We start from the raw sequence: 12274 nt of genomic DNA, 5'->3' as shown, positions 1-12274 counted from the left end.
AAGTTCTCCGTCGCAGGCTTGAGGTTGTAGATGACGATCGTGCTGAACGGTGGCTGTTGGTTCACCACGTACTGGATGTCGAATGTGCAATGAAGGTCTGACACGTCCAGCGCGATGCCTGCTGAGTTGCTCACAATGATGCGGTAGCGACGCCCGTAGAGCACATTGCCGGTACGCTGGCTGTTGGCCACAACGCTGTAGTTCGTCGCCGGGAAACTCACCTGATTGGCGATGCCGGTATCGGTTGAATCCGCCGGATAGGTGTATCCGCTCGTGACCGTGTTGTTGACCAACTGCACGTTCTGCCCAGTAATTTCGTTGTAGGCGTTCAGGAGGTGGTTGTAGCCGTATTCTTGGTAGTGACCAGCATCCCACGGACTGTTCACGATGGCTTGGATCTCAGCCGCAGGGCTACCGGTTTGGATGGCGGCGCGTACGTTCGCATAGTTAGGGTCGGTCTTATAGAGCATCGCGTACGCTTCGGCACCAGCGGCAGGCGTCGGGAAAATGAGAAAACCAGATGCGTTGACCCCGGTGGAGTATTGATCGACGGCTGAATTACCAGGCGTGATGCCAGCCGGGTTGTTGCTGGGCCAGTTCGCGCTCGAGATTCCTTCCTCACACATCCACTGCGCCAAGATGACGTTCGGATCCAGGCCACAAATCTGCGATGCCATCTGCGCCAGCTGCTCGACGTAGGAGTCGATCTGAATCGCCATGTGGCATCACCTCACACACTGTAATCCTCGTTATCCGTCCAGACGAGCAGAAAATCGCTGCCCAAGTCATCGAATGTTGGATTATCCGGCAAGCCATTGGACGCGGGAACAAGATAAGCGCTCCCAATGTTCAGGTACTGATACTGGTGCAGGATGTTCGCCGCCGGGTACTGACCCGTGATGACCGGCACGGCGTCCAGCAGCAAGTTCCCGTTGTTATCGGTGACCGACATATACCAGTAGCCGCCCTGACCATTCCACGTGAACTGGAACGTCAACGTGACGTTGGTTCCATTGACCGGCAGCGTGCAGGTCACAGATTGGTTGGCGCCGGACGTGATCGGCACAACAACACTGGACACGCACGATCACCCCCAACAAAAAAGGCCGCCCGAAGGCGGCTCAGGTATCTACTTTCCTTTATGGAAGATCGTATGTAGTCTCATTTGTCCCAAACAAACCCATAGAAGCCACGAGCGAATAGTGCTGACCTATGTGACGGTACGTCATAAAATCAGGCATATCAAAAACTATATTGGTGGTCATTGACACGCCTGGATTAAGATTGGTTGGCATTGTTCCAGCATCGGTATTGGCATATATCTCTGCAGTTGAATCAGGCTGGTAAGTATCTCCGTTTATATCTTGTAAGTGAAAAATGTCATCTACGATCGCTAATGGACTTGAACCATCGTTTTTGATGGTCACGTTGATGACCCAAAACGCACCATCTGCAGTATCACCTATCCCGTCATAACCAACGCTTTTAACCTGTTGCAGCGAGTTTACTCGGACTTCCAAATCTCCTACTCTTCCGTATGTTTCAACCGGAACATAGCGCACTTTTGATGTATTAGAAGTAGAAGAATCGGCAGACGTGTTAGACTGCGCTGACTGCGACACATTTGTTGTCGCGGTAACAGAGGATGTGTTTTCACCTTCATTTTGATTTTGTGAAGGTTGAGCACTTGTCGAAACGGCCGTTGAGTTCAGTGCTGTTGAATCAGACGGCTTACCGCGAATTAAGTATACAGTGTTTGCGAATATAATCAGAGCCCATACAGTAGCAACAAAACGAAGTGCTTTATGCATTCGTCGCCACTTAATAAAGATCATCACATAGGGAACCAATACCCACCCTAAGATATTCAACCATAACAACCGTCATCCCCCCATGCGCACAATATAGCACACGGTAGAATATATGGATGTTGTCATTTTAGCTTGCTTTGCCGTTAAACAGATTGGCTAGAGTCTGTAGAATCGACGACGGTACTTGCTTCGGCTGCTGCGTGCCTTTCTTGGCAGAGTCCGTGACAGCCGGATTCGCGCTGATCTTCACCACTTCCACGGTGGCTACCAGGAGTTCCGAAAGGTCAACGGTGCAGCGCAAACCGTGCGTCGTGGTATTGTCGTCCTGCACCGTCAGCGTCTCGACCAACATGTTTTGGTACAAGCCAAGGCGCGTGTAGACCTGCACAGGGATGCGCATCTGCTGCAACTGCAGGAGCACCTGATATGCCTGTACAGAGCGCGACGACCCGCCGGAAAACTGACCAGGGATGAAACTCTTCGCCACGTCCGTCATACCGATATTGAGCGATAGCGTACGCGGCTGCATATAGGCGTAGTCGGAGATGGATGACCCAGACTGTACCGGATGCTGCGTGATCGTCAGCGTACTGGTGTGCGTCGCCTGCAAGAAAGCATCGAAGAACCAGCCGCCGATGTTGGTTTTAGCGTACACGTAGCTCTTGATCGGCGGCTTGGTGAGATCGAGGATCGGGGATGCCATCAACTGATCACCCCTCGAAGGTTATGAAGGTTTCGGTTGTAACTTCGCGTCACCGCATGGGCCGTTGCCTGTGCGCTCGTACCGTGGATGTGATTCGTTTGGTTCGCATTGACGGTGATGTGCTTCGTGGTCACCGTGGGCGTGTTTTGGAACATGTATGGATATGACGGCGGACCATAGAGCGGTTTTTTGGCACCTGCTACGCTGGACTGTGATATGATTCCGGCGTTGGCCAGGTTCTGACCCGTCCACATGTTTTGGATAACGTCCCACGCCACGCCCCATTTGCCTTGAAGGGCGTCGCCAACGATTTGGACGAGACTGCCTAATTCCTCAATGGTTCCAGCGATGAGTTTGATCGCCCCGGTCGCCATATCTGCGATGAGTTGAAAGAAGTTTTGCAGGCCGCTTTTGTTGCTTGAGTTGGTGAGCTTGCCGAACAAGTCACCAATGCCGCTGAGCACACTCACGAGAGCTCCACCAAGATCCGCAAACGCGTTAAACAGCCCCTTGATGGCGGACGTCATCGACTTGATGGTGCCGTTTTGTTGAAACCGCACGTACAGTTTTTCAAAGAATGTTTCTGCTTTGTCGACTTCTTGGTTCAGCCATGAGAACGCAGAGCGTAAATCTTGTAAGACACCCTGAGTCTGTTTGCCTTTATTACTGGTCAGCACCAACCGCGTCCCGAAAGCAGCGAGTGCGACGCCAATCAACGTAAGAGCTGCGACAATGGGATCCGCTTCGAATATCGCAAACAGCGCAGCAAAAGCGCCTTTGACCATATTCACGATCGGGATGACGCCTCGCAACACGCGCGCACCTAGAATCGCAGTGATCAGCCCCAACACCGTGTCTTTGAGCGCCTTTAATCCATTCCCGCTTTTCGACAACTTGTCAAAGAAGTCGATGAGTTTCTGCCAAAACGACCCGAACATCGCCTTCCCGCCATGCAGATACGTCTCGAAGTCGTCAAACAGCAGGATCAATATGCTGATCGCGGTGATCATGCGGAAGAAAGGATTCGAGATGGCGAGAACCGCGAGCGCCGCGCCTATGGCCTTCGCCCACCCAGGCACATACTGCGCAAGCTGTTGCAGCCAGTGCCAGACCGACCCGAGTGCCTGCACAATGTACTCGCCAGCCTGAACAAAACTCACCATCACCTGCGCGACTTGTTTCGTCCACGTCGGCATGTTCTTCACGATCACGCTGTTGATCGACTGTAGGACGTTTGTGACATTGGTGATGGGGCCAGACATGTACTTGATGAAGTAGTAGCCGATCCACTGTAGCGCGTAGTACGTCTCGAGTCGCAGCTGCTTGAACTGCAACTGCAAGTCTTGCACCATGCGGATCTGCTGCTGGTAGTCCGCCGGCGTCTGCATCTCTTCGGCCACGGAGTGCAGCTGCTGGTACTGCGACATGAGGGTGGGCGATAGATATAACTCCTGCAGGCTCGCGCCCATGGCTTTCAGGGTCGCATTGAACGCCATAGCCTGCTGTTGCGTCGTCCACAGCTGACGCGACAGGATCTCCATCTGGATTTCCTGGTTGCCAAGGCCGCCGAGAAACTTGGCCATGCCGGTTGCAGCCGCGACGCCAAACGCTGCGACGGCCGCTGAGGCTTGTCCGAACATACGGATGGCTTGACTACCGAATCCCGTCAGCATCTCGCCGGCGTTCTCGATAGCTTTACTGGCCTTCTCATAGGACGATTGATCTACCGCGAATCCGAGGGATACCAGGTAATCCTTGATGGTCTCGATCATGGCATCTCACTCCTTTCACGTAGATACTCCGCCTGGCGCCACTCATTCTCGGCGCGTACCTGCAAGATTTCATGGGCATCGAGCAGATCATCCAGCGTGAAAACATCGTCAATCAGATCCCGATGACTCCAGAATCCAGCCACCACCGGCGCATACAGGAACGGATCGACATTCGTCAGGTTGCAGATCTCGTAGCCTGGGTATCGCCAAACAACCCCATCAAGGGGCTTCCGGAGAAAAAACCCGCCAGGTTGTGCATGATGGCGTGTACCATGAGGGTAAGCACCAGCATGCCGTCTTCCTCCAAGTCCTCGATGGCAACCGATCCGTTGTCGTTGACGACGTTGATATATCCCGCGGGAAGTTTGACTTTTACCACCGCAAGGCACTTGTCCTGCAGATACATAAAGTCAGCCTCCGGGATGGAGGCAAGCGGCTTGAACATGGAAGCGATGTCGATGCCGTGCAGATCGAGATCGGATGGATTCTTAGCATTAAGTAGTTTCTTTGCGTCCACACCCTGTAGTAATGGGGCAAACATCGGCGCAAGGAGACCGGAGAGTTTGGTGACGATGTACACGCCCTCGCGTGCTGGCCATTTGCTGATCTGGTACTCCCGCCCCTTGATGGTGACTGTCTTGAAGCGTTCGCTCATGCGTTATCCACCTCTCAGTATGTGGGCACCACAGTCTCTGTGATGCTCGCCGCCATCAGGTTCCATGTGCGCTGTTGGCCTTGCGATTGCAGCGGCAGCTCCGCACGGTTTTGGAACGAGACGCCGGTCGCGTTGATTAGGTTTCCAGATGATACCGAACGAATCGTGACAGCCATCTGCGCCCATTCGGACGGATCCGCAGAAACGAGATAGTCATAGGCATTGACAAGCCACGCGTTAAATCCGGATGTCTGCTGGATTTGCAGCGCGATCGTGCCGTTGTTGCCCTCAATCTTGCTGATCATGATCGAGCCGTCTGCGGCCACGTCGTGCGCTGTACGGTCGGTCGACATCGTCACCGTGATGCTGCCAATGCCGGTGCCTTGCGCCGAATAGCGCCCGAGGGATGGGTGAGAGATGATAAAGATGACGTCGGCGAAGCTAAATGTCGTCGTAGCTGGCATCCATCACACCTCCTTACAAGCTCACTTGCACGCCGATAACCACATGCTCGATGGCACCGGCCAACTTGACGCATGCGTAGATCGGGGGTGCCTGTCGTTGCTGGATCTGCTCTTGCGTGAGTGTGGACACTTTCTCGGCGAGAATCATGTAGCCCTTCGACAGATTCGTGCCCGGTGTGAGGCCGAGGATCGCTGGGCCATTCCAGATGCCTGGCGCCAAAAAGCCGGTGGTTACAGCTTGATCACACACCTGTGCGATGTCGTTCATGAGCATCGTCACGCCGGCATCGGTGAGCGGGATTTTTGGTAGAGACACCAGCGCATCCATTACCGTGGTCTGGATGTCCACGGTCAACGCGTCGAGATACAAGACTTGGTCAAGCGGCGTACCGTCTGCCATGCGCCCCTGTACCAGCAGTTCATAGCCGTTTCCGTAGGTGGTGTAGACGTTACCGTTCGAGCCTGTGATATTGGCGACTTGCTGTGTGGTGAGATTGTCCGGCGTGATGCCAACGAGGGACTTGTAAGCCATGGTGAAGGCGGAGTTGGCAAGCCCTGTGTTTGAGCCCATGGCTAAACCCATAGCCGCGGCGCCAGAATACTGCTCAGTCGCTGAATAGAGGCCAAACGTGCGATTGTCCTTATCGCTCTGGAGCGTAGACATGACGTTCGGGGTCGTGCCCGATGCGACATTGGCGCTTTGGGTGTCGTAGAAGAACATCGTCTGCGGCTGTGCGCTTTGGACATACTGCGCGATGGCCTCGATGTCGCTATCGGCAGCGCCGCAAACATAGACGCCATACCACACGTTGCTCGCAGTGCGGCACGCCTGCACAGCCTCAAGCGCAGTCTCTGGCACCGTGGCATCTTGACGGCCGATGACGACTGCGCTCGGCGTTGGATTTTGCGAGAAATAGGCTTCGGCCGCTTTGTATTCAGGCTCTGTGCCCGTCCATCCACCGCTGAGCATGTCCGCGGTCGAACTGTATGTCTGCACGCGGGTTGTCGTGGGGATGATGGTCGACGTCCCGACGATCAACCCCACATTCAGTGACGATGGTGCCGGCAAGGAAGGCGACACGCTGACCGTCACATTCACGATGCTGTTAAGCGATTGCGTGGTCATATCTCACCACCTACCCTTCGACAATTTGCACTTCAGTGGAATCCTGGTCATCCTCCACAGAAACAGTCACCGAAGCGATATAAGGCACGCTGGATTGGCGGATCACAAGCTCATTGAACTGCGCCCAGAACGTCACGCGATCCCACCACTGGCCGTTGAACAACTCTGGTGCCCGAATGGGCATGGGGACGTCTGTCACAAGCGCGACGTTGCTTGATGCCAGTGTCTGCGTGGTGGAGTCCAGATAAAGAGCGGAGCGGACAAGGTCGGCATGGGAGAAGGCATTCGGGCCATAGAACGTCCACGACACGCGCAAGCCGACCGTGTACGTCTGGTTGACTTGGGCATTCGCATCGTCCAAAGGCGCATAGTCTGTCTGGATTTGCCGCGTGTAAGGGCTGTCAGCATAGGAGACGAGGATGAAGCAAACATCACTGCCGATCTCCCAGGCCGGCGATCCGTCCGTCGGCCAGCCGATCCGCACCGCGCTTGGATCCGACACACCGAGCACTTGGCTTGTCCAGGACTGAAACAAATCCTCGATCTGCGCCTCAGTGAGCACGGTATCCGCCATCAGGACGACACCTCCGTGGCCGGATCCATCTTCACGGCGATCGCTTTGTAATAGGCATAGTCGGCATACGGAACGACCTGCATCACTCGATAGCGATTCCCGCGCCACAGGATCTCGTCGGATGTTCCAGATGTGTTGGTCAGCATGATCGGCGTCGCAGTATAGAGCCGAATGGCGCCTTTCTGTCGATCGCCTTCCGGTACCTGCTCCAGCTCGGTCGGATCCGGAATATCCACCACGCCGCGTGCTGTGATGGATACCTCCGTGGGTTGCCACCGACCACCGACCCAACTGCCGCCCTTGCGATAGATCGTGATGGTTTGTGACATTCGCGAATTAGAGACCACACCTGATAGATTCACTGGTTCGTCACCACCACGTATGTGATCGACTTCTGGAGGTTTTCCGTATCAATGAGCGGTCGGTCACTGCCTTTTTGCTTCACCGTCGACGGGGCGTTAGCTGGCCACTCATTGAGTGGGTTGACGAACCAGTCCTGCGCAGCCTGCGCGCCAATGTCGCCAGCTTTGCGTAAGTCTGGTACTGGGTCACCACCATTGAGCGCGGCGAGCGCGGCTCGCTTTAGTTGATCTGCGATGACATCCTTGCTGTTGTTGATGGCTGGCTCAAGTACAGGTCGGGGAGGGATCTTCCACAGTGCAGAACCATGCTCATGGATGAACAGGTCATAGGCTTCGCTGTATGGCATCGAATCGAGATTGTCCAAGAAGCGATTGAAGTCGCGCATGATCGGCATACCATCGGCGGTGATGCCCATGTAGTCGTTCATCTCTTCGCGCATCTCTTTTGTACGCACACCGTGCGTGTGGATGTACATTAGTTGGGCATTCGTGATGTTCGGATGGTTGCCGATGTCGCCCTCCGGGATGCCGACATATACGTCAGAATGCGCAAGCGCCTGTAAGGACTTCTTGATCTCTGCAGTGAGATCTTTCTTCACCGTCACCTTGGCCATGGCCTTGATCACGACCCATCACCACACATACATGCCACCGCGCCCGACGAGACGCCCAATGGTGGCCAATTGTTGGCCGTAGGATGTGAGATTCCACGCTGCCCAACCGTCCACGTTCGCGGCCGATGTGTCCGCTGAGTACGAAACATCACCAACCGACTCGCCCGTAATTACGCCCTGCGCACGTCCGGCCTCGAACACCGCGGCTGCACCGCTATTCGGATCGGCCATGCTCTGCAGATACAGTGTGGCGAAGTGGGCGACGAACAGCCCCATCGCAATCTGCCAGTACGAACGCCAGCGCACCTGTTGCAGCACGGACGACGCCAACGTGACGAACGTCTGTAGAACGGATTGCGGTACGATAGCGTTACCGTTGGCGTCTGTGCCAAACTGCGGATACACGGCGAGAAAGTCACTCACCGCATAGGGCGGATTGGTGCCCTGACGAATGTTCGATCCGTCTCCAAACGAGTAGAAGTCCATCGGGTCTGACAGCGGCGGATTCATACTCACCGTTACTCACCGGCTTTCGAGCGCCGCGTCGCCGCCTTTTCAGCAGCAATCTCATCCGCTTTCGAGTTCACGACCGTCACCGTCTCGTCCTCGAGCGCCCACTGGAACATCGTCGAATGCTGTACCCAGTCAGGCACATCCGTGAAGTCGAGCACGCGGACGGAGACCGGCGCTTCCGCACCGGTCGGGTGATGGAACTTGTATGCCTTCTTCGCAAAGATTCGCATATGTCGCACCTCGCTTAGATTCCGTCCATGTACTGGATGCTCTGATAATAGAGGATCTTAACCTGGCCGATTTGCGCCGCGTATGCCGTCAGATAGGCCATCTCCGTGACCTGCGGCTGCGTCATGACACGCGAAAGCGGCACAGTCAGATCAAAGTTCACGCGATCCTCGCTGTTGACATACGCGATCATGCGGTCTTTGCCGCCCGTGCCCGCACCCGTGCACCAACGAGATGGCATGATGGCCAGTTCAATCCCCTGGTTACGGCCAAGGTTGTTCTCGAGAAGGAACTGGAGAATGGAGATGTTACCGGCGCTCGACACCGTCCGACCGACCAAGTAGCTATACTGCACGGGCGGTACGAGGATGTGGTTCGCCATGCCGGTCAAGTCGTATTCCGACGCTTGCCATGTCGCCTCGATGATGCTGTTGACATCGGCCAGAATCTCGTCCGGTGTCTTGTTCACCCACTGGGACGATCCGCTTGCACCATTCGGCGCCGCGCTCGTCGTGACATTCGGATCGTTGGTGAGCCCCGTCACGCCGACCGAGGGCACGCCCACATACACGATGTTGTCGATCGACTTGTTGTAGTTCAGGCGAATGCCTTTGTCGAGGATGTCGTCAAGTGAACGCCCGATGCCCTGCAACTTTTGCTGGTCGACGAATGGAACCTTCAGGATATTCGAGAAGGTGAACACCTTCCAAACTTCCTTGTTGATGTTCGCCTGCATGATGGGAATGTCGTTCGTTTCGCCGCCGATGATGCCGCTGTTATTCACGCCGCCCGTCGTGGCGTAGTCGGTGAAGTACTGCGATGTGAACTCCACCCAGCCGCCGCCAGTGCGTGCCACAATGTCGCGAGGCCAGGTCACGCTCTGCAACGGCTCGAGCAGGCGAGGGTCGCGCTTTTCGAGCTCGGCATTCAGGAAAGCCATGCCACTTGCGATGGCAGCGTCATTCGTCATGACGCGGCCCTGCATGCCCGGCACAGTGTAGACTCGCTGTCCAGGATTGATTGTCATCGTGTTAAGCCCCCTCACCTAGAGTTACGGTTTGTTCCGCGTGAGAATCGTGATTTCCGCCGTGTTGTTTGCATCCATGAGGCCGGTCTTCCACACGACGTTTGTGAGTTCCACCGTGTTGGTGCCATCGGCCGCTGCCTCGAAGCCACCAATCACACCCTGCGGAATGGACGCATTCTGAGCAACGCGAATGTAGACCGGGCCACCAGCTGTCGGCGTGCCGACATTGCATGTGACCGTGACCGAACCGCGCTCAATGACATCACACGGATCGCCTGGGTTATATTGCGTCTGCCCATAGGGCTGAGAGAGATAGGAGGTAGCCTGCTTGACTTCACGGATTGCAATACCCGCGAACTGCGCCGCCGTGTTGCTCGCGCCAAACAAGCTATAGGTGTTGTTCGCGTTCAATACAACCGGCGAACCAAACGGAATCGGATTGGTATCTGTCGACTGCACCGGCCGATTCACGATAATTGCGTCAGCCGACCGCGAGACGTTACCCGGGTAGCCGAAGTTTAGCGTCTTGCCAATTGCAAAACCGCCCATGTCATGTCCTCCTTACTGCACGTTTTTGTAGTGCGGATTGTATTTGCGTGCCCACTCCATGCCGAGTTGCGACAAGTCCTGCGGTGGTTGCGTGCCGCCTGAGGCGCGCTGCCTATCCGCCACATGCCGACGCGTAGCTCGTTGGATTTGCCCATAAGTATTGGTCGTCGGACGCCCTTTGATCGCCGCAATCGCTGCGTCGGCAGCTTTCTTCTTGGCCACGGGATCCGAGATAGCTGCGATCACGGGCTTAATCGCACGGAGCGCTGCAATCTTGGCTGCCGTGTCTGCCGCCGTAAATCCGGAGCGCGGACGATCCTCTGGCGGAGCGATGGGGCCAGCCTCGTCCTCGACCATGCCAGGATCGATGAGGTGCGCATCATCTTCCTCGGGGTCGTCGTCATCCGTGCGCGGAGGCGTGTTCTCCGGATCTTCCATCTGAGCAATCGCGGCATCAATGGCCTCTTCCGGCGTTTCCTCGTCACTCGTCGCCGCTTTGCTTTCTGCGAGCTTCTGCACGAGCTCCGTCAGAGCGTCGAGTTTCTTCTCGAACGCATCCATGCGTTCTGCATCCGTGCCTGGGGTCGGGTCGGCGTCCGCCGTGTTGGTGTCCGGCTCTTGCGCCGCGGCACGCTCTTCCGCCATGGCGTCCACAGCGTCCACAATCTCGTCCGGCTCTGCATCGGCCGCGAAGTGCTTGAGGCCAATGGCCGCCAGGACGTCTGTCACCCGCGACTGCTTGCGGTGCGGCAGTTTAACCTTCATGTGATCAGCACCTTTCGTTCTTGTGGTTTTCTGCTGAATCTTTCCATCTTTGAGTTCATACCCATCCCCGAGTCGAGCGACGATGCGTCGGCCAATGACACGCCATTCTTCCGGCGTGTAGTCGCCAGCTTCACGTTCGCCTGTACGGTTGTAAAACTCGAGAGCTGAGCGGAGGTGAGACGAATCGATGGGGTACTTGTAGTTGACTGGATCGGCGTAGTCATCGCGGTTTTTCGGGTAGCCCTCCGGCGGTGAACGATGACCGTCCTTTTTCACCGCGATGCCGTAGCGCTTGGCGACTTCCTCTGCGTTGTCCTCGTCGTGGATGCGTACACGATCGCCTGCGCGCCCGCGCTCGACGACGGCGACATGGTTGCCGACGATGTTGACCTGCAAGTACGTGCCGTCCTCTTGCGGGACGTAGTCGCACTCATAGCCTGCAGAGACTTCTCGCTTGCCGCCCATGATCTCGTCGATGAGGCGCTTGTCGTAGATGATGAGATCGGCGAACAGGAGATCGCTGTCCTCGCCTGTGCCGCGCCGAACGTTGCGCGCGGTTCCCTTGACATAGACCGCCGCGTCCTCCGGTGATACGCCGTCTGGAGGATGTCGGTCCGTCACGGGCTTGCCCTCGAAGCTCGCCATCGCAGCGGCACTAAACACTTCTTCTGGCGGCCGGAAGACACGCACGATGTTGTTTCCGGGCAGGCCGATCTCGCTTTCAAGATACTCGTACCAGCCGGCACGACTGATCGAGACATTCTGCGCGATTAGAAAGCCCTCCGGCGTAAAGGACAGGTTTGGTGAGAAGCGACTGGCATAATACGCTTTGGTCGTGATTCTCACCCCCTTTCAGCATGAAAAAAAGAGCCTCAGTAGGCTCCCGTAAATCGTTTGAACTCCGCTTGTGTCATCCGGACGATTTGCCCGTTTCGATACACCTTCGCCGGCCATTCGACGCCGTAGTCAAGTCGTACCAGCGGCGCCGCATAGCAGCGGCAGTTAAAGATGCAGCCTGCATGGTAGTGCCCGTAGATGTGTGACTCGCCGGCCAGTTGCTCTGGACTCGGCGGGTCATCCCACGATACCAACACCCGATCCATGTAGCGGT

17 protein-coding genes are annotated in these 12274 nt (G+C 56.1%); all 17 read right to left on the bottom strand.

Annotated features, from left to right (window positions below):
- On the bottom strand, positions 1–719 hold a 719-nt coding region (locus QMF38_RS11405; RefSeq protein WP_281759500.1), incomplete at its 3' end, for a hypothetical protein.
- A gap of 11 nt (positions 720–730) precedes the next feature.
- Positions 731–1081, bottom strand: a complete 351-nt coding sequence (locus QMF38_RS11400; RefSeq protein WP_281759499.1) for a phage baseplate plug family protein — start codon at positions 1079–1081, stop codon at positions 731–733.
- Positions 1082–1139: 58 nt separating this feature from the next.
- Entirely contained in the window at positions 1140–1880 is a 741-nt protein-coding gene (locus QMF38_RS11395) for a DUF4352 domain-containing protein (RefSeq protein ID WP_281759498.1), read from the bottom strand.
- A gap of 58 nt (positions 1881–1938) precedes the next feature.
- On the bottom strand, positions 1939–2514 hold the full coding sequence (locus QMF38_RS11390) for a phage baseplate protein (protein ID WP_281759497.1): 576 nt from the start codon (positions 2512–2514) through the stop codon (positions 1939–1941).
- The gene (locus QMF38_RS11385; RefSeq protein ID WP_281759496.1) at positions 2514–4286 is read right to left on the bottom strand and encodes a hypothetical protein; all 1773 of its coding nucleotides are present in this window, start codon (positions 4284–4286) and stop codon (positions 2514–2516) included. Before QMF38_RS11385 ends, QMF38_RS11390 begins: the two co-directional genes overlap by 1 nt.
- Before the next feature lie 175 nt (positions 4287–4461).
- On the bottom strand, positions 4462–4941 hold the full coding sequence (locus QMF38_RS11380) for a phage tail assembly chaperone (protein WP_281759495.1): 480 nt from the start codon (positions 4939–4941) through the stop codon (positions 4462–4464).
- Positions 4942–4955: 14 nt separating this feature from the next.
- Entirely contained in the window at positions 4956–5405 is a 450-nt protein-coding gene (locus QMF38_RS11375) for a phage protein (RefSeq protein ID WP_281759494.1), read from the bottom strand.
- Positions 5406–5418: 13 nt separating this feature from the next.
- Positions 5419–6531 carry a DUF3383 family protein gene (locus tag QMF38_RS11370; protein ID WP_281759493.1) on the bottom strand — a complete coding sequence of 371 codons (1113 nt, stop codon included), beginning with the start codon at positions 6529–6531 and terminating at the stop codon, positions 5419–5421.
- A gap of 10 nt (positions 6532–6541) precedes the next feature.
- On the bottom strand, positions 6542–7105 hold the full coding sequence (locus tag QMF38_RS11365; RefSeq protein ID WP_281759492.1) for a phage neck terminator protein: 564 nt from the start codon (positions 7103–7105) through the stop codon (positions 6542–6544).
- Positions 7105–7467, bottom strand: a complete 363-nt coding sequence (locus QMF38_RS11360; RefSeq protein WP_281759491.1) for a hypothetical protein — start codon at positions 7465–7467, stop codon at positions 7105–7107. The genes QMF38_RS11365 and QMF38_RS11360 overlap by 1 nt, the downstream gene beginning before the upstream one ends.
- Positions 7464–8093 carry a phage virion morphogenesis protein gene (locus QMF38_RS11355; RefSeq protein ID WP_281759490.1) on the bottom strand — a complete coding sequence of 210 codons (630 nt, stop codon included), beginning with the start codon at positions 8091–8093 and terminating at the stop codon, positions 7464–7466. Before QMF38_RS11355 ends, QMF38_RS11360 begins: the two co-directional genes overlap by 4 nt.
- 6 nt (positions 8094–8099) lie before the next feature.
- Complete coding sequence (locus QMF38_RS11350) at positions 8100–8591, bottom strand: DUF4054 domain-containing protein (protein WP_281759501.1); 492 nt, start codon at positions 8589–8591, stop codon at positions 8100–8102.
- Positions 8592–8599: 8 nt separating this feature from the next.
- A complete protein-coding gene (locus QMF38_RS11345) occupies positions 8600–8824 on the bottom strand; it encodes a hypothetical protein (RefSeq protein WP_281759489.1) in 225 nt (74 codons plus the stop codon).
- Between the two features lie 14 nt (positions 8825–8838).
- Positions 8839–9849, bottom strand: coding sequence for a DUF2184 domain-containing protein (locus tag QMF38_RS11340; RefSeq protein WP_281759488.1), 1011 nt, complete (start codon positions 9847–9849; stop codon positions 8839–8841).
- 24 nt (positions 9850–9873) lie between these two features.
- Positions 9874–10398, bottom strand: coding sequence for a structural cement protein Gp24 (locus QMF38_RS11335; protein WP_281759487.1), 525 nt, complete (start codon positions 10396–10398; stop codon positions 9874–9876).
- 12 nt (positions 10399–10410) lie between these two features.
- The gene (locus QMF38_RS11330; RefSeq protein ID WP_281759486.1) at positions 10411–12009 is read right to left on the bottom strand and encodes a DUF2213 domain-containing protein; all 1599 of its coding nucleotides are present in this window, start codon (positions 12007–12009) and stop codon (positions 10411–10413) included.
- Between the two features lie 26 nt (positions 12010–12035).
- A partial coding sequence (locus QMF38_RS11325; RefSeq protein WP_281759485.1) for a hypothetical protein occupies positions 12036–12274 on the bottom strand: 239 nt, incomplete at its 5' end.

It is taken from the genome of Alicyclobacillus hesperidum subsp. aegles, from assembly GCF_027923525.1.
GTDB classification, from domain to species: domain Bacteria; phylum Bacillota; class Bacilli; order Alicyclobacillales; family Alicyclobacillaceae; genus Alicyclobacillus; species Alicyclobacillus aegles.
This window is presented reverse-complemented; position numbering and strand designations above follow the sequence as displayed.

What these genes read in the sequence shown, in the direction of transcription:
- QMF38_RS11380 (WP_281759495.1), bottom strand. Translation starts at nt 4,941, where the DNA reads ATGAGCGAACGCTTCAAGACAGTCACCATCAAGGGGCGGGAGTACCAG.
- QMF38_RS11365 (WP_281759492.1), bottom strand. Translation starts at nt 7,105, where the DNA reads ATGGCGGATACCGTGCTCACTGAGGCGCAGATCGAGGATTTGTTTCAG.
- QMF38_RS11345 (WP_281759489.1), bottom strand. Translation starts at nt 8,824, where the DNA reads ATGCGAATCTTTGCGAAGAAGGCATACAAGTTCCATCACCCGACCGGT.
- QMF38_RS11335 (WP_281759487.1), bottom strand. Translation starts at nt 10,398, where the DNA reads ATGGGCGGTTTTGCAATTGGCAAGACGCTAAACTTCGGCTACCCGGGT.
- QMF38_RS11385 (WP_281759496.1), bottom strand. Translation starts at nt 4,286, where the DNA reads ATGATCGAGACCATCAAGGATTACCTGGTATCCCTCGGATTCGCGGTA.
- QMF38_RS11370 (WP_281759493.1), bottom strand. Translation starts at nt 6,531, where the DNA reads ATGACCACGCAATCGCTTAACAGCATCGTGAATGTGACGGTCAGCGTG.
- QMF38_RS11375 (WP_281759494.1), bottom strand. Translation starts at nt 5,405, where the DNA reads ATGCCAGCTACGACGACATTTAGCTTCGCCGACGTCATCTTTATCATC.
- QMF38_RS11350 (WP_281759501.1), bottom strand. Translation starts at nt 8,591, where the DNA reads ATGAATCCGCCGCTGTCAGACCCGATGGACTTCTACTCGTTTGGAGAC.
- QMF38_RS11340 (WP_281759488.1), bottom strand. Translation starts at nt 9,849, where the DNA reads ATGACAATCAATCCTGGACAGCGAGTCTACACTGTGCCGGGCATGCAG.
- QMF38_RS11390 (WP_281759497.1), bottom strand. Translation starts at nt 2,514, where the DNA reads ATGGCATCCCCGATCCTCGATCTCACCAAGCCGCCGATCAAGAGCTAC.